Origin of the sequence: Pseudomonas sp. NFACC56-3 (assembly GCF_900100025.1) — a bacterium.
GTDB lineage: Bacteria > Pseudomonadota > Gammaproteobacteria > Pseudomonadales > Pseudomonadaceae > Aquipseudomonas > Aquipseudomonas fluorescens_AA.
Genome location: NZ_FMTK01000007.1, coordinates 216,148 through 235,899 on the forward strand (window position 1 = coordinate 216,148; position 19,752 = coordinate 235,899).

Sequence of the window (19,752 nt, forward strand, 5' to 3'; positions counted from 1 at the left end):
CCAGATAAAAAAGGTAAGTGGCTATGAACGCAATACTGGAAAACAAACCCGCGGCCGCACCGACCAGGTCCCGGCGGCGCCTGCCGACGGAGCTGAGCATCTTCCTGGTGCTGATCGGCATCGGCCTGGTGTTCGAAATGTTCGGCTGGATCATGCGTGATCAGAGTTTCCTGATGAACTCCCAGCGCCTGGTGTTGATGATCCTGCAAGTCTCGATCATCGGCCTGCTGGCCATCGGCGTGACCCAGGTGATCATCACCACCGGTATCGATTTGTCGTCCGGCTCGGTGCTGGCGCTGTCGGCCATGATCGCCGCCAGCCTGGCCCAGACGTCGGACTTCGCCCGGGCGGTGTTTCCCTCGCTGACGGATTTGCCGGTGTGGATACCGGTGGTGGCGGGGCTCGGGGTGGGGCTGCTGGCCGGGGCGATCAACGGCAGCATCATTGCTATTACCGGCATCCCGCCATTCATCGCCACCCTCGGCATGATGGTCTCGGCCCGTGGCCTGGCGCGCTACTACACCGAAGGCCAGCCGGTGAGCATGTTGTCCGATTCCTACACCGCCATTGGCCATGGCGCCATGCCGGTGATCATCTTCCTGGTGGTGGCGGTGATCTTCCACATCGCCCTGCGCTACACCAAGTATGGCAAGTACACCTACGCCATTGGCGGCAACATGCAGGCGGCGCGGACCTCGGGCATCAACGTCAAGCGCCACTTGGTGATCGTCTACAGCATTGCCGGGTTGCTGGCGGGCTTGGCCGGCGTGGTGGCTTCGGCGCGAGCGGCGACCGGGCAGGCGGGCATGGGCATGTCCTACGAGCTGGACGCGATTGCGGCGGCGGTGATCGGCGGCACCAGCCTGGCGGGCGGGGTGGGGCGCATCACCGGGACCGTGATCGGGGCGCTGATCCTCGGGGTGATGGCCAGCGGCTTTACCTTCGTCGGCGTCGATGCCTATATCCAGGACATCATCAAGGGCTTGATCATCGTGGTGGCGGTGGTCATCGACCAGTACCGCAACAAGCGCAAACTCAAGCGCTGATTCCCCTGAGGTTGCGACAAAGCGCCACGCCTGACCCGCGTGGCGTAGCCATTTGTCTTCTTAATACAGCTATTGCAGCGAATTTCTTGTTATAAACGCACTCCGATGACTGCCAAAAGCCTGTCAGAGAACATTTGAGGGGGTTGTCGGACATTTTCCCTATGTTTTCAGTTGCTGAGGCCTCGACTCGGCCTTAGACTGCCGCCCCTCGTAAATTGAGTGCCGGGTGGCGCTTGGAATAGACGGCGCCTTCCCGATGAGCGTGGCAGCTGCGCTGCGGGACGCTCCATAATTCGCCTTAATGCACGTTTTTTTATAGAGAAATCAATGACAAAGGAAAAGTTGCTGGCCATGCCGGCGGATGACTACATGAATGCCGAGCAGCTGGCTTTCTTCACCAAGCTGTTGCAGAACATGAAGGTCGAAACCCACGAGCGCATCGAACAGAACCGAATCGCCATTGAAAGCCTGGACACCCCGGCCGACCCGGCGGACGCTGCTTCCGTAGAAGAAGAGCGTACCTGGCTGGTCAACGCCATCGATCGCGACCAGCGCATGCTGCCTCAACTGGAGCAGGCCCTGGACCGTATCAACGACGACAGCTTCGGCTGGTGCGACGACAGCGGCGAGCCGATCGGCCTCAAGCGCCTGCTGATCAGCCCGACCACCAAGTACTGCATCGAAGCCCAGGAACGTCACGAACAGATCGACAAGCACCAGCGTCAGGCCTGATTCGCGTTTTCCGAAAAAAGATCGCGACCTTCTGACGAAGGCCGCGATCTTTTGCTTTCGCCCGTGCCTGTTCGTCTACTTCCGTTGACCTGCTGCAAGAACACGACTAATGGACCATGGATAATGGCTCGGTAGTGGCGTTTAATGCGGCCATAACAACGAAAATGTGGGTGACGGACATGGCGACAGACGGAACGCTGGCGGGTGCGGTGCCGGCCTCGGTACCTGCGATAAAGAGCGCGGCACGCTGGCTGACGCCGACCTTGCAGAGCCTCGCCCTGGCGTTGCTGCTGTGCGGCATGGCCCTGGGCGGCTGGTCGCTGTACCTGGGCCTGCCGCTGGTCATGCTCATCGTCTGGTTGCCGCGCCTGCGTTCGCGCGAGGCCGCGGCACCCGCAGCCACGACCGACCCATTGGCCGAGCTGACCCGCGACCTGTCCTACACCACCAGCCATAACGCGCTGTCGGCGGCCGGTGTCGCCTATTCGGTCAAGCAACTGGCCGGCAAGGTCCAGTCCCAACTCGATGCGGCGGCGCAGATCGTCAGCAATGCCGAATCGATGATCGCCACCGAACAGGCCACTTCGCAACTCAGCCAGCAGGCCTTGGGCGCTGCCAGCGAGGCCCATCGCAGCAGCGTGGCCGGGCGTAGCGAACTGGTGGAGTCCATCAGCCGCATGCACCAGCTCAGCCAGCGCGCGAATGACAGCCGTGAGTTGATCGAGGCCTTGAGCGTACGCAGCGATGAAATCCAGCGAGTCAGCCTGGTGATCCAATCGATTGCCAGCCAGACCAACCTGCTGGCGCTGAACGCGGCCATCGAGGCGGCCCGCGCCGGTGAGCATGGCCGCGGGTTCGCGGTGGTGGCCGATGAGGTCCGCGGCCTGGCCGGGCGCACCGCCGCGGCGACCGGCGAAGTCGGGGTGATGGTGGCCGACATCCAGCAGCGCACGACCCAGGTGGTGGAGCAGATCCGTCAATTGGCCGCTGACCTGGACAGTGGCGTGCAGCAGGTGGAGCACACCGGCCAGCACCTGGAAAACATTGCCCGGCTCGCCGCTGGCGTCGAAACCCAGGTCAGCGCCATCGCCCAAGGCACCGACACTAATCGCGAACAACTCGACAGCCTGTTCCACGCCATCGAACAGATGCGCAGCGACCTGTCCATCAGCGACCAGCAGACCCAGCGTCTGGCCGAGGCGGCGGTGCAGATGGAAGGCCAGGCCGAAACCATCAGCGAACGCCTGGCCGAGGTGGGGCTCGACGATTATCACCAACGGGTTTACGACCTGGCGCGGGAAGGGGCGAGCCAGATCGCCGCGCAGTTCGAGGCCGACATCGACCAGGGCCGTGTCAGCCTGGAGGACTTGTTCGACCGTAATTACCAGCCGATCCCCAATACCCAACCGGCCAAATTCCAGACCCGTTTCGACCGCTACACCGACCAGGTCCTGCCGGCGATCCAGGAGCCGTTGCTGGCCCGCCACGAGGGGCTGGTGTTTGCGATTGCCTGCACCCAGCAGGGCTACGTGCCGACCCACAACAAGGCGTTCAGCCAGCCACTGACCGGCGATCCCCAGGTGGACACGCTGAATAACCGCACCAAGCGCAAATTCTCCGATCGCACCGGGATTCGTTGCGGCAGCCACCAGCAACCTGTATTGCTCCAGACCTACACCCGGGACACGGGGGAGTTGATGCACGATCTTTCCGTGCCGATCATGCTCAAGGGGCGTCACTGGGGTGGTTTGCGGTTGGGCTACAAACCTGAGAAACCGCGTTAGGCCTGATTGCAGGTGGTGGGATGCCTGCCACCACAATCCTGTGGCGAGGGAGCTTGCTCCCGCTGGGCTGCGCAGCAGCAGCCCCAAAGAGCTGGATGCAGCCAATAGGGTGAAATACCGAGCCGGCAGCACTCAGGGCGACTGCTACGCAGTCGAGCGGGAGCAAGCTCCCTCGCCACAAGAGCTGCCTTGCACTCAGTCAAAGGTCTTGGCGGCTATAGCCGTCTTGGCCCTGGCCAAAGGTCTGGCTGCTATTTACCGTCGTGCAGCCGCACATTCAGTTGATCCACCAGCACCGCTTCTTCGCCGTCGGCCAACAGCCATTCGCGCAGCAGGTCTTTTTGCTGGTCCGACCAGAAGTCGGCTTCCACCAGCTTGATCTCCGGCGCCAATGGGTGTGCGACGATGAAATCGTCGATGGCTTTGCCGTCCGAGGGCAGGCCGAGTTGGTCGAACAGAGTGCTGAGGTCGTGAGAAGGCTGTTCCATGGAAGTCTCCTTTGGGTGGGGCGCCGTCGTGGCGCCTCGGGGCTTACCTTCATCTGAGGCAAGCGGTCATCAGGAGTTCGATTGGAATCAGGCTTTCAAGGCCCCTTCATCCACAGCGGCCTTCAACGCCCTGGCTGCTTCCCTGGCAGCCTCGGCCGCGAGCTGCGACGTCTTGAACCAGCGATCCTTTTCCACTTGGTGGCAACTGACGGTGGTCAACGGTGGCTTGGCACGCATCACGATGACGGCCTGGAACTCGCCTTCGACTTCTCTGGCTTCGCCCCGGATAAAAAACTCGCCAATATCAAATTCCGTCACGTCGCGCCTTCTCCTGGAACCATTATGGGTGCGCTATCCGCCGATTTACGACGGTCTTCGCTGGGCGGGCAGTATGGCAGCAGTTGCCCATCGGCGGCTGAGTTAACGCACGGACGGGCACGTAAGCGTTTCAGGCGCTGTTTTCGAGGCGCCTGGCGAGGTAGCAGGCCTCGTTATGGTCGGTGCGGAATCCTCTTACACGTCCAGTCGATGTTTCTTCAATGTGAAAAAAACACTTGCCGGCCAAGACGACCCGATAACGCGGTTGAATCAACGAAATTGGCAGGCAATCGGCTCCGTCAGGGCTGTTGGCTGGTTCAGCGATGCACGGGGTGGTGGGGAGGGCTTGGGTGGTGAAAGTGGCCATTGTGAATTCCTTTTCATGGTTTACCGACGAATTGCCGGGTACTTCGAGTAGTCTCCACGCCTTCGGCTACTCTAGAATCGGCAGCGTCGTGTGGACGGTTGCGCCTATCTAAAGCAATTTTTTTTGGGCTCGATGTCAGAAAAATGCTTTTTTAAGTGAGAAATTTCCCTAAAGTTAGTAGTCCCATCTTTTCCGATGCTCAGAGTGGCGTTTTCCTTCAGCCTCTGGCGACCCCCCGGGAAAGACGGCGAGAGCGGCAACCTTTAGTCTGCTCTCGGCCTGGGACAGAGGCGCGCCGTTCATTTCGAATTTCAGTGACAGGTCCATTACGACACTACAGTCGGTACGGGTTCTCGTGGTCCGTCCTTTGCGCAGGGCGGGTCTTTTTCAAAAATGGGGATGTTTCCTTGGCAGTAAGTAATCTCGACATGCATGCGTTATTTGTACTTGGCGACTTGCGGGCAAAACTGGTCAAACAATTCCAGTCACGTTTCGTCTACATCACCGAGCAGACCGCCGAAGGTATTTATGTCGCCGAAATCGACACCGAGTCGGCCCTGGTGGTCGATGACAAGCCCAGGCTCGAGCTCAAGGTCGGTGATCATTTTCGTGCAGCGGTATTGCCCAGCCGTGAAGGTGGCAAGTTTGAAATTCGCTTTCGCGAAATCAAGCTGACGGTCTATGGCCTGGGCGATTACGCCTTCGTCACGACCCCGGGTGGTCATGCCATTCTGTTCAAGGAAGGCCACAGCGTGGTGACCGTGTTTGCGGCCAACGAGCAGTTGCAGGAAGGCTTGACCAAGACCTTGAAGGCGGTGACCGCCAAGGCCGCCAAGTGGCGCAAGGGCGAGCTGGTGACTTTCAAGGCCAGTGAGTGACCGTTTCGGGGCCTGTGCGCCCAAACCAATGACAGTTTCGCAAGAACTCGCTGGAACCTCGGCTACAGTCAATTGACTGAACTATTCATGGGCTTGCGTTCGGTTACGCAGGGCCGTTCAGCTATTGCTGTATCTGGCATGAGGTGCAAAGCATGAAACGAGTTCGACAGTGGCTGGCTGCCTGGGCCACCTTCGCGGTGTTGGTTTCACCCCTTCCGGTGTCGGCCGCCACAGCGCCGATCCACTTTGCCGACTTGAACTGGGAAAGTGGCAGCCTGATCACCGATATCCTGCGAGTCATCGTTGAAAAGGGCTATGGATTGCAGACCGATACATTGCCCGGCACCACCATTACCCTGGAAACCGCCCTGGCCAACAACGACATACAGGTGATCGGCGAAGAATGGGCCGGTCGCAGCCCCGTGTGGGTCAAGGCCGAAGCCGAGGGCAAGGTGGTCGCCTTGGGCGATACGGTCAAAGGTGCGACCGAAGGCTGGTGGGTGCCCGAGTACGTCATCAAGGGCGACCCGGCCAGGGGCATCAAGCCCCTGGCGCCGGACCTGCGCAGCGTCGAAGACCTGGCGCGCTACAAGCACGTGTTCAAGGACCCGGAGAGCCCCGACAAGGGCCGCTTCCTCAACAGCCCCATCGGCTGGACCTCCGAGGTGGTCAACAAACAGAAGCTCAAGGCGTATGGCTTGTCTGACAGCTACGTGAATTTTCGCAGCGGCTCGGGGGCGGCGCTGGATGCGGAAATCAGCTCGACGATCCGCCGGGGCAAGCCGATCCTGTTTTACTACTGGTCGCCCACGCCGCTGCTAGGGCGTTTCAAGCTGGTGCAGCTGCAAGAGCCGCCATTCGATGCCGAGGCCTGGAAGACCCTGACCGACGCCGATAACCCCAACCCGAAGCCGACCCGCTCACTGGCCTCGAAGCTGTCGATCGGTGTCTCGGCGCCGTTCCAGAAGCAATACCCGGAGATTGCCGAGTTCTTCAGCAAGGTCGACTTGCCCATCGAGCCGCTGAACAAGACCCTGGCCGACATGAGCGAGAAGCGCACGCCACCCCGTGAAGCCGCCGAGGCGTTCCTCAAGGCCCATCCTGAGGTCTGGCAGGCCTGGTTGCCCAAGGAGGTCGCCGACAAGGTGTCCGCCGGCCTGTAGGGGGACGCACCAGCGGGTTGAACGCTTGATCCTGGGCAATGAATCATTCACTGGAAACTGGCACCCTGCGCCCGTCCAGCGAAATGCCAAATTCGAGCTAGGATGATTGTTCAACCTTTTTCAGGAGGCTGGCGAATGACGCTTTTATTGGCTCGGTCGCTGGTCGCAGTGTTTGCGACCATCAGCTTGATTCATTTGTATTGGGCCCTGGGTGGGCGGTGGGCGGCTCTGGCGGTGGTGCCCCAGGTGCCGGTGAGGCAGGGGGAGGCGCTGCGACCGGCGTTCGACCCCTCGGGCTGGCTGACGTTGCTGGTCGCCCTGGCATTGCTGATGATTGCGCTGCTGGTGTGCCTGCGGGTCGGCCTGCTGGCCCAGCCGGTCACCCATCGGGCGTTGCAGTGGCTGATCAGTGCGATCGCCTTGCTGATGTTCGCCCGGGCCATTGGCGAGTCGAACCTGGTGGGCTTCTTCAAGGAGGTCAAGGGCTCGACATTCGCCAGGCTCGACACCTGGGTCTATTCGCCGTTGTGCGTGGTGCTCGGGGCGGGGTTGCTGACGGTGGCGTGGGCCTGAACGGCAGTGCAATGGGGGAAGGACTTACACAAGACGACCCGCTTATGTGGCGAGGGAGCTTGCTCCCGCTGGAGGGCGCAGCCCTCCCAAAAGCTGAACACAAACAGCCTGGCACTCCGAGGTGACAGGTCTCGGGGCTGCTGCGCAGCCCAGAGGGAGCAAGCTCCCTCGCCACAAGGGTGTTCGCCGCAAGGTAGCGGTCAGCCGTCCTGTCCGGTTCGGCGACTGCTCACTTCCGCCGGCACATCATCCCCGGCCATGCGTTTGCGGAACAACGCTGCCCGAGCCAGCAGCAGGGTGGTCACCGGCACGGTGATCGACAGCAGGATCGGGATCAGCCAGGCGTGCAACACCGGCCCGGACTTGAGCGCCGAAAAATACACGATCGAGGCCAGCGCCACGCACCAGGCCCCCAGCGTGGAGGCCAGGGCCGGTGGGTGCATGCGCTGGAAATAATCCTTCAAGCGTACCAGGCCGATCGCCCCAGCCAGGGCGAAAAGGCTGCTGAGCACCAGCAGGATCGCCACCGGGATTTCAACCCACATCGACAGTTCGCCGTTCATTCGATCACCTCGCCACGCAGCAGGAACTTGGCCAGGGCGAACGAGCCGACAAAGCCGAACAGGGCGATCAGCAGCGCCGCCTCGAAATAGGTGTCGCTGGCATAACGGATGCCCAGCACCAGCATCATCAGCATCGCCACGATGTACAGGTAGTCCAGGGCCAGTACCCGATCCTGGGCCGAAGGGCCCTTGAACAGCCGCCACAGGGTCAACACCATCGCCAGGGAGAACAGGAACAGGCTCAACAGGATCGCATTGGACAGCAACGGGCTCATTCGAAAATCTCCATCAACGGGCGCTCGTAGGTGGCCTTGAAATGCGCGATGAAGGACGCCTCGTCCTCCAGGTCGAAGACATGCATCAGCAGGATGCTGCGATCCAGGGCCAGTTCCGACCAGACGGTCCCGGGAATCACCGTGGTGATCATCGACAGCGCAGCCAGGCCATTGGCATCGCGCAGATCCAGCGGCACCTTGATGAACCGCGAGCGGGGTGGCCGGCGACCGGCGTTCAGTACACCCCAGGCCACCGCCAGGTTGGACCCCAGCACGTCGCGGCCCACCAGCAGGAACAAGCGCAACACCACCCACGGTCGCCGGATGCGGATCGGTCGCGGGCGCAACGGGCGCATCATCAACGGAGCCAGGAACCCCAGTGCAGCGCCCAGCAACAGATGGCCGGCGCTGAGGGACACATTCAACACCAGCCACAGCAAGCACAGCGCCAGGGACAACCAGGGGGCGGGAAACAGGCGCTTCATGGCTGCACCTCCCGCAACGCGGCGCGTGCTTCGGGGTTGGGCACGGCGCGGGTGGCGAGTACCGACATCACGTAATGTTCCGGGTTGTTCAGCGCATCGGCAGCGGATTGGGTATAGCGCAGCAACGGCTCGGCCTTGAAGGTCAGGGCGACGCCCAGGCCCAACAGCACGACGATCGGCAGGCATTCGAACGGCCGCAGCAACGGCGAGGGTCGCTCTTGCGGCGTCCAGAAGCGCTGGATGCCCAGGCGCGAGAAGGCGATCAACGAGGCCAGCCCCGACAGGATCAACAACGCCAACAAGCCCCACGCCTGGTTCGACACCGGCGCCCCGGCGCTGGCCTCGAGCCCCTGGGGATTGAGCAGGGCACTGAGCAGGCTCAACTTGCCGATGAAGCCCGAGAGCGGCGGCATGCCGATGATCAACAGCGCGCAGAAGATAAAGCTCAAGCCAAGGAAGGCCATGGTCCAGGGAATTACCTGCCCGACCACGGCTTTTTGCTCGTCATCGAGGTTGATGCCCTTGGGCGGCTGCAAGGATTCCAGCGGTCGCGGCAACGTGTCGAAGTCGTCGTCCAGGGACAGTTCATTGGCCGAGCGCGAACGTTCGATCAGCTCGGCCAGCAAGAACAGCGCACAGAGCGCCAGGGTCGAACTCACCAGATAGAACAGCGCCGCACCCACCAGGTTCGGTTGGGCGAAGCCGATGGCCGACAACAGGATCCCGGCCGAGACCAGGATGCTCAGGCTCGCCATGCGCTCCAGGCGCTGGGCGGCGAGAATGGCGATGGCGGCGCAGACGATGGTCGCCATGCCGCCGTAGATCAGCCAGTCGGCGCCGAAATACGCCGAGGCGCCGGCCTGGCCGGAGAACAGCAGCGTCCACAGGCGCAGGATGGTATAGACACCGACCTTGGTCATGATCGCGAACAGCGCCGCCACCGGTGCGCTGGCGGCGCTATAGGCCGGCACCAGCCAGAAGTTCAGCGGCCACATGCCGGCCTTGGCCAGGAACGCCACCGCGAGAATGCCTGCCCCGGCGTGCAGCAAGCCGCGGTCGGCCTCCGGCACCAGCGGGATTTTCAGGGCCAGGTCGGCCATGTTCAACGTGCCGGTGACGCCATAGATCAGCGCCGCGCCGATCAGGAACAACGACGAGGCCAGCAGATTGATGGAGATGTAATGCAGGCCCGACGACACTCGCGCCCGGCCCGAGCCGTGCAGCATCAGGCCGTAGGAAGCCGCCAGCAGCACTTCGAAGAACACGAACAGGTTGAACAGGTCCGCCGTCAGGAAGGCACCGTAGAGGCCCATCAACTGGATCTGGAACAACGCATGGAAACTGGCACCGGCGCGGTCCCAGCGAGCCGTGGCGAAGAGCAGGGCGCTGACGCCGATGATGCCGGTCAGTACCAGCATCAGCGCCGACAGGCGATCGACCACCAGGACGATGCCGAACGGCGCCTGCCAATTGCCGGGCAGGTACACGCCAATGGAGGCGGGCAAGGCCTGATCCTGGGTCCAGTAGAGCAACAGCACGGCGATGCCCAGGCCCAGCAGGCTGGAAAGCAGGTTGATCCGGGCCTTGAGCGGGCGGTGCTTCTCGCCCAGCATCAGCATCACCGCGGCGGTCAGCAGCGGCAGCAGGATGGGCGCGGCGATCAAGTGGGGCGTCAACATCATTCCTTGGGCTCCCGACCGTCCACATGGTCAGTACCGGTCAGGCCCCGGGAGGCGAGCAGCACCACCAGGAACAGCGCGGTCATGGCGAAGCTGATCACGATGGCGGTCAGCACCAGGGCCTGGGGCAGCGGGTCGGTGTAGTGCAGCAGGTCCTGGGGCACGCCGTCCTTGATGATCGGTTCCTTGCCGATGAACAGGCTGCCCATGCTGAAGATGAACAGGTTGACGCCATAAGACAGCAGGCACAGGCCCATGACCACCTGGAAGGTCCGTGGCCGCAGCACCAGCCAGACGCCGGAGGCGGCCAGTACGCCGATTGCGATTGCGATGACTTCTTCCATCAGACGGTGGCTCCTGTGACGGGGGCGATGGGTTTGGCTTGCAGGCCCGGCTTATGGGCCCGCACCGACTGGTGCGCCAGGGCGGTGAGGATCAACAGGGTGGAACCGACCACCACGGCGTACACGCCAATGTCGAAGAACAGCGCGCTGGCCAGGTGAATGTCACCCAGCAACGGCAATTCGAAATGCCAGGTGTGGGTGGTCAGGAACGGATAACCCACGGCCATCGCCCCCAGGCCGGTGGCGGTGGCGAACAACAGTCCGGTGCCCATCCAGCGCAGCGGGCGCAGGCTCATCTGCGCCTCGACCCACTGGGTGCCGGCGACCATGTATTGCAGGATGAACGCCACCGACATCACCAGCCCGGCCACGAAGCCGCCCCCGGGTTGGTTGTGGCCGCGCATGAACAGGTAGAACGACACCACCAGGGCAATCGGCAGCAGCAGGCGCACCAGCACCGATGGCACCATCATGAAGCCCAAGGCGGTGTCGCTGGCATGGCGCGGGTTGACCAGGTCGGTGACCACGTCCGGTGCCAGCAGGCGCTGTTGCGCCGGTAGCTGCATGCTTTCCTTTGGTGGTCGGAAACGCCGCAACAGGGCGAACACCGCCAGGGCCACCGCCACCAGCACGGTGATTTCCCCCAGGGTGTCGAAGCCGCGGAAGTCCACCAGCATCACGTTCACCACGTTGCTGCCGCCGCCTTCGGGCAGGGCGCGGCTCAAGTAGAACGATGAAATGTCGTTGGGCGTCTGCCGCGTCAGCATGGCGTAGGACAGCAACGCCATGCCGCCGCCCACCGCGATGGACAGCAGCAAGTCCCGCAGGCGCCGGATGCGCGCGCGCCGCTCGCTGTTGGGCAGTGGCGAGACGTCCTCGATCCGCCGTGGCAGCCAGCGCAGGCCCAGCAGGATCAGCACCGTGGTCACCACTTCCACCACCAGTTGCGTCAAGGCCAGGTCGGGGGCGGAGAACCAGACGAAGGTCACGCAGGTCATCAGGCCGCAGACGCTGACCATGGTCAGGGCCGCGAGCCGGTGATACTTGGCCTGCCAGGCCGCCCCCAGGGCACAGATGATTGCCAGCAGCCACAAGGTGACGAAGACGATGGAGCCGGGAATTTTCGGCCGGTCGCCCCAGACCAGCGTGCTGTGCAGCATCGGGATCAACCCGGCGAGCACGGCGGCCAGGACCAGCCAGAACAACTGGGCCTGCAGGCGGCGGGTGCTGATCCGTCGCTCCAGGCGCCGGCTCTGGCGCATCATCAGCACCAGGCAGCGCTCGAACAGGCGCTTGCCGCTGAGTCGGCCAATGAGCGGCGGGTGCTTGATGTGCCCTTGCCGGAACTGATTGCGCAGCAACAGGTACAGGACGATGCCGCCGGACATCGCCACCAGGCTCATGATCATTGGCGCGTTCAGGCCGTGCCAGATCGCCAGGCTGTACTCGGGTAGCGTGCCGCCCACCACCGGCAAAGCGGCGGCCGCGAGCAAGGAGCCGACCACCTGGGCCGGAAAAATCCCCACCAACAGGCAGGTGAACACCAGCAACTCCACCGGCGCGCGCATCCAGCGCGGTGGTTCGTGGGGGGTATGGGGCAGGTCGGTGGCGGTGGGGCCGAAGAACACATCCACGGTGAAGCGCAGGGAGTAGGCGACGCTGAAGGTCCCGGCGATGGTGGCGATGATCGGCAGCGCCAGCTCGACCCAGGCGGTGGCGGAAATGAACACCGTTTCGGCGAAGAACATCTCCTTGGACAGGAAACCATTGAGCAGTGGCACCCCGGCCATGGCCGCGCTGGCGACCATGGCCAGTGTCGCGGTGAACGGAATCAGCCGCACCAGGCCGCTGAGCTTGCGAATGTCGCGGGTGCCGCTTTCGTGGTCGATGATCCCGGCGGCCATGAACAGCGACGCCTTGAAGGTGGCATGGTTGAGGATATGGAACACCGCCGCCACGGCCGCCAGCGGACTGTTCAGGCCCAGCAGCAAGGTGATCAGCCCGAGGTGGCTGATGGTGGAGTAGGCCAGCAAACCCTTGAGGTCGTTCTGGAACATCGCGCAGTAGGCGCCCAGCAGCAAGGTACAGGCCCCCGCGCCGCTGACGATGTAGAACCATTCTTCACTGCCCGACAGCGACGGCCACAGCCGCGCCAGCAGGAACACCCCGGCCTTGACCATGGTCGCCGAGTGCAGGTACGCCGACACCGGCGTCGGGGCGGCCATGGCGTGGGGGAGCCAGAAGTGGAAAGGGAATTGCGCGCTTTTGCTCAGGGCGCCGATCAGGATCAGCGGCAACAGGATGGGGTAGAGGGCATGGGCCCGGATCAGGTCGCCAGCGGCCAGGACCTTGTCCAGCTCATAGCTGCCCACGACATGGCCGAGCAGCATCACCCCCGCCAACAGGCAAAGCCCGCCGGCACCGGTCACCATCAACGCCATATAGGCCCCGCGCCGTGCGTCGGAGCGGTGGTGCCAGTAGCCGATCAACAGGAAGGAGAACAGGCTGGTCAGTTCCCAGAAGAACACCATCTGGATCAGGTTGCCGGAGATCACCAGCCCGAGCATGGCACCCATGAATGCCAGGAAGAAGGCGAAGAAGCGCGGCACCGGATCGTCCGGCGACATGTAATAGCGGGCGTACAGCGACACCAGCGTACCGATGCCCAGCACCAGCAACGAAAACAGCCAGGCGAAACCGTCCAGGCGCAGTACGAAATCCAGGCCCAGGCTCGGCAACCAGTCATAGTGCTCGCGGATCACGCCGCCGTCGGCGATCTGCGGGTACAGCAAGGCCACCTGAACGGTGCCAGCCAGGGCCACGAGGCCGGCCAGCAGTGATTCGGCGTTACGGGCGTTATGCGGCAGCAGCGCCGCGACACAGCTGCCGATGAAGGGCAAAAGCAATAGAACTATCAGTGACATAGGCTTCTATTCGGCGGGAGGTTGTGAGGGATCATACGTGGCGTATTCCCGATCACCAACCGTGAGGGTGTCGCAGAATCCTACAAGGTAGGCAGTGTTTTCCGACTTTGCAGGGTTTCAGATGACCTTGAACGCACCGTCAATGTCGGGATGGCCATTGTCGAAGGGGGGATTTTTTCGCCAAGCGTTGGCTTGCTGGCCGTCCTCAACCTTCCTGTTCAAGCCCTTCATCTGCTGGGATGGCGTCTTTGTTGCGGGTCTTCAGCTCACTGACAATCACCGCCGCCACGATCAGCGCCGCGCCGAACAACGCGATCGCCGGCAGCCGCTCGCCGGCCAGGCGCCCGGCGATGCCGGCCCACACCGGTTCGCCGGCATAGATCAGCGTGGCGCGGGTCGGCGAGACGCTTTTCTGCGCCCAGTTCATCGCCACCTGGATCGCGGCACTGGCGGCGCCCAGGCCCACGGCACTGACCAGCAGCAACAGGGAAAAATCCGGGATCGCTTCCTGGGTCGGCACCACCATCAGGAACGCCAGCACCGCCGTGCTCGCCAGTTGCACCACGGTCACCCGGCGCACATCGACCTGGCCGGCATAGGCGCTGATCAGGATGATCTCGGCGGCAATCGCGATGGCGCTGATCAGCGTGGCGATCTCGCCGGCACTGAAGTTCAACGAGGCGCCCGCGGGCCCCGACACCAGCATCAGCCCGGTGAATGCCAGCATGATACCGATGCTGGGCATCAGACCGGGGCGACGGCCCAGCACCAACCACTGCAACAGCGGCACGAACGGCACGTAGAGCGCAGTGATGAACGCCGACTGGCTGCTGGGGATGGTTTGCAGGCCGACGGTCTGCAAACCGTAGCCGAGCATGATCGCCACGCCGATGAAGCACCCGGCCTTGAGTTCGAACAGCGTCAGGTCGCGCAGGTGCCGCCAGGAAAACAGTGCGACGAACGCGGCGGCGGCCGCGAAGCGCAGGCCGACGAAAAACATCGGTCCGCTGACCGTCATGGCGTGCTGTACCAGCAAGAACGTCCCACCCCAGATCATGGTGATCAGCACCAGCACGCATTCGGCCTTGCTGAACCGGGAAAAATGGGAGGAAGCTTGAGGAGAATTCACCGATGCCATGACCTTGCGCGCCACTTGAGGCGGACGCACAATGCGCCCGAAGGTGGGCAGTATAATGCGCAGCCCTGCCATGTGAGCAATATAGTGCACAAAGCATCCGGTCAGCGGGCCTCCGTCCTGCAACACGTCAGCCAGAACATCCGCCGCCTGCGCCATGCCGCGCAGCTCAGCCAGACCGCGCTGGCGGAATTGTCCGGGGTCAGCCGGCGCATGCTGGTGGCCATCGAGGCGGGGGAAAAGAACGTCAGCCTGACCACCCTCGACCGTGTCGCCGAAGCCCTCGACGTGGCCTTCAGCGATCTGATCCAGGCCCCCGAGGTGCGTGACCCGAGTCGCATCAACGAACTGGCCTGGGCCGGCACCATTCCTGGCAGCAAGGCCGTATTGCTGGCCAAGGCCACCGCCAGCCGTGAAGTCGAGCTTTGGGAATGGCGCCTGGAGCCCGGCGAGCATTACCATTCCGAACCCGACGCCGATGGCTGGAGCGAGCAGCTTTACGTCTTCGAGGGCTGTCTGACCTTGCTGTTGCGCAATGAAGCGCGCCAGATCGGTGCCGGTGAGTTTTTCATGTTCGCCAGCAACCAGCCCCATGCCTATCGCAACGATGGCCCGGTGGCGGCGAGATTCGTACGCAATGTGGTGATTTGATTCCTGGGGAGAGCGGTATGGACACAGCGCTGGAACGACAGGGGAGTGGCCTTATCCGCGAAGCCGACATCCTGATTATCGGCGGCGGCCTGAGCGGCACCATGCTGGCGGCGCAATTGCTGCGCCTGCCGGGCCGGCGCGAGGTGCTGATCGTCGAGTCGCGCAGCGAACTGGGCCGGGGCGAGGCCTACAGTGCCGTGGAACTGGGGCACACCTTGAACGGCAACGCGGCGCGCATGAGCGTCGATCCGGACAACGCCGATGACCTGACTCAATGGCTTACCGCATTCATCGAAGCCGGCGGCTGGCCCGAGTCGGATCAGCAGCACGTGCCGATCAGCGAGCTGTTCCCACCCCGGGGGATATTTGGCCTCTATGTGCAGCAACGCCTGGCCGAGGCCCGCGAGTTGGGCACACAAAACGGTTCGACCGCCGAGCATGTGCGCGGGGAGGCTGTGGACTTGCGGCTTGCCGACGATGCCGTGATGGTTACGCTTGCCGACGGCCAAGTCTTGCGGGGCGGTTTCGCGGTGCTGGCCACCGGCATGTTCCCGGCGGCGCGCACCCCGCAAACCGAATCCAGCGGCTTGAATGCCGCGGCCCTGGATCCCTGGGATGTGGCCGCGATGCGCCAGCTCGATCCCCAGGCCACGGTGCTGATCATCGGCTCGGGGCTGACTATGGTCGACGCTGTGGTGTCCCTGGAACAGGCCGGGCACCGTGGCCCCATCGAAGTGTTTTCCCGCCATGGGCTGTTGCCACACGTGCGCCGCCAGCCGCCGGCCTGGCAGGATTTTCTCGCCGAAGATCACAGTTTGCGTTCGCCGCGCCAGTTGATGCGGGCCCTGCGCGAGCAATGCCGCCAAGCCCAAGCTCAAGGTATCGATTGGCAAGCGCCGCTGGACACCGTGCGTGCGCATATCGGGCGCTTGTGGAACCAGGCCAGTGACGTGCAGCGCCGACAGTTCGTGCGGCATGTGCGGCCGTGGTGGGAGAGTCATCACCATCGTTCGCCACCGTTGAGCGCCGAACTGGTGGCGCGTCTGCACGAAGAGGGGCGGCTGCGGATCCAGGCGGCGTCGTTCAAGGGGCTGGTTGAGTCTGCCGAAGAGGCGCTTGGGATCCGCATCTGTCGGCGCGGCGAGGCCGGGACGACGGTGGTGCAGGGCGCTGCGTTGATCAACTCCAGTGGCATCGAATATGACTGGCGCCGGGTCGCACGCCCGTTGCCGCAACAACTGCTGGCCCGGGGGCTGATCCAGCCTGGGCCGCTGGCCCTGGGTATTGCCGCACGCGCCGATGGTGCGGTGCTGGATGCCGAAGGCAACCCCGCCGACCGCTTATTCGCCATGGGCCCGCCGTTGCGGGGGATGTGGTGGGAAAGCACCGCGGTGACCGATGTGGCGAGCCAGGCCAAGGCGTTGGCGGGGCGGTTGGTCGGGTTGTTCTAATATCTGGTGAACATCGTCCTGTGGCTGAAGGAGCTTGTCCCCACTCATCGAGTGCCTAAACGACTACGGATGAAATCAATTCTTCCCAGAAATGCTGATTTTATTTCCGCTCGGTTTTCTACTAAGGATGGTGAAATGTTTTCTTCGAAAAACTGGCCCCAGTCGGTATTAATCAACCGCTCTCCAGTCATTGGGTTATTAAAAAAAGCGTCTAAACTACTTTGCGAGATATCTTCAGGCCTAATGTCAACATATCCAGGTTCCAGTATGGATTGATGGTCAATTGCATAACTCTTGCCTGCCAAGTCAAATATAACGTTACCTCCTTCATTCAGGCGATCACGGGTATTTAATAGAAAATCAAAGACATACATACTTGACTGCCGACGGTCGAATGCGGGGGTTCTTCCAATATTGACATAGCGAGAAACGACCTCTCGGTCAAAGCCCGGTCTTAGCGCTGTTGCCGGTACAATGTCCAATCCGAGGTGCTGGCTAGTTTTATAGGCAAACACCTCATTGCCTGCTCCAATTTTTTGTTTGGTCACTTCCGAGGCGTTCAAGGCGACCATGCTTGAATAGTCTTTAATGACGATCCACTCATCCTGAGAAAAACTATAAACAGTACTTTCATAACTAGATGAAATATCTTTTATTTTTTTTTCCTGGCACGAACCTGGCGTCCAATACCAGTTCTTCAAGAGGCGTACGTAGTCCTGGCGGAGCAGCTAATGTTATATTTTCTGGCTGATTTTTTGTCGGAGTCGTACTTTTTGTAAAGGCAATCATCTCCGCAAGCGTAGGAGGGGGGCGGCGGGGAGGAGTAGCGGGTGCCCGAGCTCTAGGAGCAGAGTCTCGAGAACTGGGAATGGGAGGTGGTCGGTCCATCAATCCTTTAGCATCAATCCGTGAGATTGGGTTGTTGGTTACCATTCTAAATAAATTCAACCCACTGATAATTCCCGCCGGATCCGGATTAACCCACCGCTGCAACCAACTCGCGTAATACCTGAACCCATAATAATAAAGCCCCGTCGCATCCCGCTCTTTCCCTGAATAACGCACGGTCTTGTAACTGGCCTCCACCTCACTGCGCCCGGCAAACCAGGCCGTACTGCCATAGGGATGGTAGGTTTCCCGGCTGATCACCCCGGCCTCGCCATCCAGTTCCAGGCTGCTGGAACCCAGATGGTCGGTCAGGCTGTAGCGGTATTGATCGTTGCTCATACCGGCAGGCGGTGTGGTTTCCCAGTGCAGCACCTGCATGGCGCTGCGTCCGGCCTGTACGCAGATCACGTGCAACACTTCGCCCGTACCTTGGCGAGTGCGAATCTCCAGGCCTGGCAAATAGCGAACTTCCGAGATCAGCGAACGGGCATTGGTTTGGGTGGAGCGGACCTTGCGTCGCCGCATTCCGTCGCCGCCGTAGAAGTACCGTTCGCGGTCATCGTCACTGCTGTCACGTTCCACCGGGCGCACCTCGTGCAATTGATTGCGCAGGTCCCAACTCATGACTTGCCCCGGTTGCAGTTCCAGCAGATTGCCGTTGCCATCGAACGCCGCGGCGATTTCCTCTTCAGTCGGTGGTCGGTCATCCAGGTCAGGCAGGCAACGATTGCTGTAACGAGCGGCCGTCAGTTTGCGGCTGTGACTTTGTGGACCGACATGGATCAGTTCCAGCAGGTTGCCACCCGCGTCATAGTGGTACGTTTGCTCATAGTTGGCGACTGCGCCCGGATCGTCGAAGCGGTTGAATCCCGGGCCTCGACTGGCAGTTCCGGCCTCCCAGCCGGTTGCCTTGGTCAACTGATAGAGGCTGTCATAGTCATAGCGGTTGACCGGTTCCACCCGCTGATTCGCGAAGTAACGAATTGGCAAGGCAGCATCTTCGATACTCAGCACATTGCCCACCGGGTCGTAGGCATAGCGAAGATCCTGCAGAGGGGCATCGGTATCGCGCGCGGCGTGCAGCCGCAGAAGGCGTCCGTCCTCGGCACGGTAAGTCAGGGTGCTGACCACACCGTTGCCGGCAGTTTCCTGTTCGACCTGGCTATAGGCGTTGTAGGCGATTTCACTGACCAGCGTCCGGGGCGTTGCCTGACCGCTCAGTTGCAGATAGCTCGCGAACAACAGGCCATCGACGGTGTAGTCGAACAGTTGCCGATTGCCCTTGGCATCCACCTGCTCCAGCACATCGTCCAGTGGATTGAAACGCGTCGCGCTGGTGGCCGCCAGGGCCACCGGCTCCAGCAACGCATCGCGCTCGGGTAGGGCCTGCGGCCAATCCGGGGCTTCCAGCGCATGCAAAAAACGTTGGGTCTGTTCAAGTATTCCGCCGGTTAAGGCGTACTCATCCAGAGTCTGAGTGCCCGCCGGGTCATCGTGTCGGGTCACTTGCCCACATTGGTTTTGAACGGCAAAGCTGGTGTCGCCATTGGCGTATTCATAACGTTCGGTGCATCGCGTGGCTTCGCCTTTACCCTGTTCGTAAATGGCCAATGGGCGCAGCAGATTGTCGTATTCGACCCGTCGTTCAGTCTCCCGACTGTCCCAGGTTTCCACTAACTGATCCGCATCGCCGAACAAGCTGATCCGCTCACCGGCATCGACGCTCATCGAGCCCAGTACCTTGCCTGAGAGCGAGTAACGGTTGCTCAGGTTCGCCGGTGTCGCCGCATCTTCTGTCGTGAGCGCCCATAGCCTGGGGTCCCATTGTTCAACCAGACGCCCCATTGGGTCGTAAGCGCTGCGGTTGATTCGCTCTTCGGGGGCTGCCGTCTCGACGGCGCGGTAGTAGGTGACTGAACGTACATCGAGCCCGCGCGGGTCCATCACCGTCAGGGTCGGTGTGTGAGTGTGGATGCCCTGCGTCAGCACCGTCATGGTTGACACTCTC

Annotated in this window: 20 protein-coding genes; 8 read left to right on the forward strand and 12 right to left on the reverse strand. The window is 62.1% G+C overall.

Translation table 11 applies throughout. From position 1 onward, the window contains the following. Window positions 1-23 precede the first annotated feature (23 nt). The 3 genes from BLO80_RS13175 to BLO80_RS13185 all read left to right on the forward strand — a co-directional run bounded on the left by BLO80_RS13175 (window position 24) and on the right by BLO80_RS13185 (window position 3,562). A complete protein-coding gene (locus BLO80_RS13175) occupies window positions 24-1,046 on the forward strand; it encodes an ABC transporter permease (RefSeq protein ID WP_060741741.1) in 1,023 nt (340 codons plus the stop codon). 327 nt (window positions 1,047-1,373) lie between these two features. Beyond that, window positions 1,374-1,778 carry a TraR/DksA family transcriptional regulator gene (locus BLO80_RS13180; RefSeq protein ID WP_003202859.1) on the forward strand — a complete coding sequence of 135 codons (405 nt, stop codon included), beginning with the start codon at window positions 1,374-1,376 and terminating at the stop codon, window positions 1,776-1,778. Window positions 1,779-1,957: 179 nt separating this feature from the next. Beyond that, the gene (locus tag BLO80_RS13185; RefSeq protein ID WP_092328222.1) at window positions 1,958-3,562 is read left to right on the forward strand and encodes a methyl-accepting chemotaxis protein; all 1,605 of its coding nucleotides are present in this window, start codon (window positions 1,958-1,960) and stop codon (window positions 3,560-3,562) included. Between the two features lie 251 nt (window positions 3,563-3,813). Here the strand turns inward: BLO80_RS13185 and BLO80_RS13190 are convergent, their stop codons facing one another. From BLO80_RS13190 to BLO80_RS13200, 3 genes are all read right to left on the reverse strand, one after another. Next, on the reverse strand, window positions 3,814-4,050 hold the full coding sequence (locus tag BLO80_RS13190) for a DUF2789 family protein (protein ID WP_092327966.1): 237 nt from the start codon (window positions 4,048-4,050) through the stop codon (window positions 3,814-3,816). An 87-nt stretch (window positions 4,051-4,137) separates the two neighbouring features. Continuing rightward, window positions 4,138-4,368: a hypothetical protein gene (locus tag BLO80_RS13195; RefSeq protein ID WP_060741744.1), complete on the reverse strand. Its 231-nt coding sequence runs from the start codon at window positions 4,366-4,368 to the stop codon at window positions 4,138-4,140. A 130-nt stretch (window positions 4,369-4,498) separates the two neighbouring features. Beyond that, entirely contained in the window at window positions 4,499-4,735 is a 237-nt protein-coding gene (locus BLO80_RS13200; protein ID WP_092327964.1) for a hypothetical protein, read from the reverse strand. Between the two features lie 428 nt (window positions 4,736-5,163). Here BLO80_RS13200 and BLO80_RS13205 point away from each other — a divergent pair, with 428 nt between their 5' ends. The 3 genes from BLO80_RS13205 (at window position 5,164) to BLO80_RS13215 (ending at window position 7,349) form a co-directional block, all read left to right on the forward strand. Then, window positions 5,164-5,613, forward strand: coding sequence for a hypothetical protein (locus BLO80_RS13205; RefSeq protein WP_060741745.1), 450 nt, complete (start codon window positions 5,164-5,166; stop codon window positions 5,611-5,613). Window positions 5,614-5,765: 152 nt separating this feature from the next. Beyond that, the gene (locus tag BLO80_RS13210) at window positions 5,766-6,776 is read left to right on the forward strand and encodes an ABC transporter substrate-binding protein (RefSeq protein ID WP_092327963.1); all 1,011 of its coding nucleotides are present in this window, start codon (window positions 5,766-5,768) and stop codon (window positions 6,774-6,776) included. 135 nt (window positions 6,777-6,911) lie between these two features. Then, window positions 6,912-7,349, forward strand: coding sequence for a DUF3995 domain-containing protein (locus BLO80_RS13215; RefSeq protein ID WP_072404887.1), 438 nt, complete (start codon window positions 6,912-6,914; stop codon window positions 7,347-7,349). A gap of 200 nt (window positions 7,350-7,549) precedes the next feature. Here the strand turns inward: BLO80_RS13215 and BLO80_RS13220 are convergent, their stop codons facing one another. The 7 genes from BLO80_RS13220 to BLO80_RS13250 all read right to left on the reverse strand — a co-directional run bounded on the left by BLO80_RS13220 (window position 7,550) and on the right by BLO80_RS13250 (window position 14,829). Next, window positions 7,550-7,912 carry a Na+/H+ antiporter subunit G gene (locus BLO80_RS13220; RefSeq protein ID WP_060741748.1) on the reverse strand — a complete coding sequence of 121 codons (363 nt, stop codon included), beginning with the start codon at window positions 7,910-7,912 and terminating at the stop codon, window positions 7,550-7,552. Continuing rightward, a complete protein-coding gene (locus BLO80_RS13225) occupies window positions 7,909-8,187 on the reverse strand; it encodes a K+/H+ antiporter subunit F (RefSeq protein WP_003202841.1) in 279 nt (92 codons plus the stop codon). The genes BLO80_RS13220 and BLO80_RS13225 overlap by 4 nt, the downstream gene beginning before the upstream one ends. Beyond that, the gene (locus tag BLO80_RS13230) at window positions 8,184-8,672 is read right to left on the reverse strand and encodes a Na+/H+ antiporter subunit E (RefSeq protein ID WP_092327961.1); all 489 of its coding nucleotides are present in this window, start codon (window positions 8,670-8,672) and stop codon (window positions 8,184-8,186) included. Before BLO80_RS13230 ends, BLO80_RS13225 begins: the two co-directional genes overlap by 4 nt. Next, window positions 8,669-10,354, reverse strand: a complete 1,686-nt coding sequence (locus BLO80_RS13235) for a monovalent cation/H+ antiporter subunit D (RefSeq protein WP_092327960.1) — start codon at window positions 10,352-10,354, stop codon at window positions 8,669-8,671. Before BLO80_RS13235 ends, BLO80_RS13230 begins: the two co-directional genes overlap by 4 nt. Next, window positions 10,351-10,695 carry a Na+/H+ antiporter subunit C gene (locus tag BLO80_RS13240; protein WP_003202835.1) on the reverse strand — a complete coding sequence of 115 codons (345 nt, stop codon included), beginning with the start codon at window positions 10,693-10,695 and terminating at the stop codon, window positions 10,351-10,353. Before BLO80_RS13240 ends, BLO80_RS13235 begins: the two co-directional genes overlap by 4 nt. Further along, the gene (locus BLO80_RS13245) at window positions 10,695-13,619 is read right to left on the reverse strand and encodes a monovalent cation/H+ antiporter subunit A (RefSeq protein WP_092327958.1); all 2,925 of its coding nucleotides are present in this window, start codon (window positions 13,617-13,619) and stop codon (window positions 10,695-10,697) included. Before BLO80_RS13245 ends, BLO80_RS13240 begins: the two co-directional genes overlap by 1 nt. A 205-nt stretch (window positions 13,620-13,824) precedes the next feature. Further along, window positions 13,825-14,829 (reverse strand): DMT family transporter, encoded by a 1,005-nt coding sequence (locus BLO80_RS13250; RefSeq protein WP_175459498.1) that lies wholly within the window; start codon window positions 14,827-14,829, stop codon window positions 13,825-13,827. Window positions 14,830-14,841: 12 nt separating this feature from the next. Here BLO80_RS13250 and BLO80_RS13255 point away from each other — a divergent pair, with 12 nt between their 5' ends. Then, window positions 14,842-15,405: a helix-turn-helix domain-containing protein gene (locus tag BLO80_RS13255; protein ID WP_092327955.1), complete on the forward strand. Its 564-nt coding sequence runs from the start codon at window positions 14,842-14,844 to the stop codon at window positions 15,403-15,405. Between the two features lie 17 nt (window positions 15,406-15,422). Beyond that, window positions 15,423-16,856, forward strand: coding sequence for an FAD/NAD(P)-binding protein (locus tag BLO80_RS13260; protein ID WP_092327953.1), 1,434 nt, complete (start codon window positions 15,423-15,425; stop codon window positions 16,854-16,856). Between the two features lie 44 nt (window positions 16,857-16,900). On the opposite strand, the gene BLO80_RS29205 is transcribed toward BLO80_RS13260, so the two are convergent. Both BLO80_RS29205 and BLO80_RS13265 read right to left on the reverse strand, forming a co-directional pair. Then, window positions 16,901-17,557 (reverse strand): hypothetical protein, encoded by a 657-nt coding sequence (locus BLO80_RS29205; RefSeq protein ID WP_139196984.1) that lies wholly within the window; start codon window positions 17,555-17,557, stop codon window positions 16,901-16,903. Next, window positions 17,493-19,739: an RHS repeat domain-containing protein gene (locus tag BLO80_RS13265; RefSeq protein ID WP_256574199.1), complete on the reverse strand. Its 2,247-nt coding sequence runs from the start codon at window positions 19,737-19,739 to the stop codon at window positions 17,493-17,495. The genes BLO80_RS29205 and BLO80_RS13265 overlap by 65 nt, the downstream gene beginning before the upstream one ends. Window positions 19,740-19,752 lie beyond the last annotated feature (13 nt).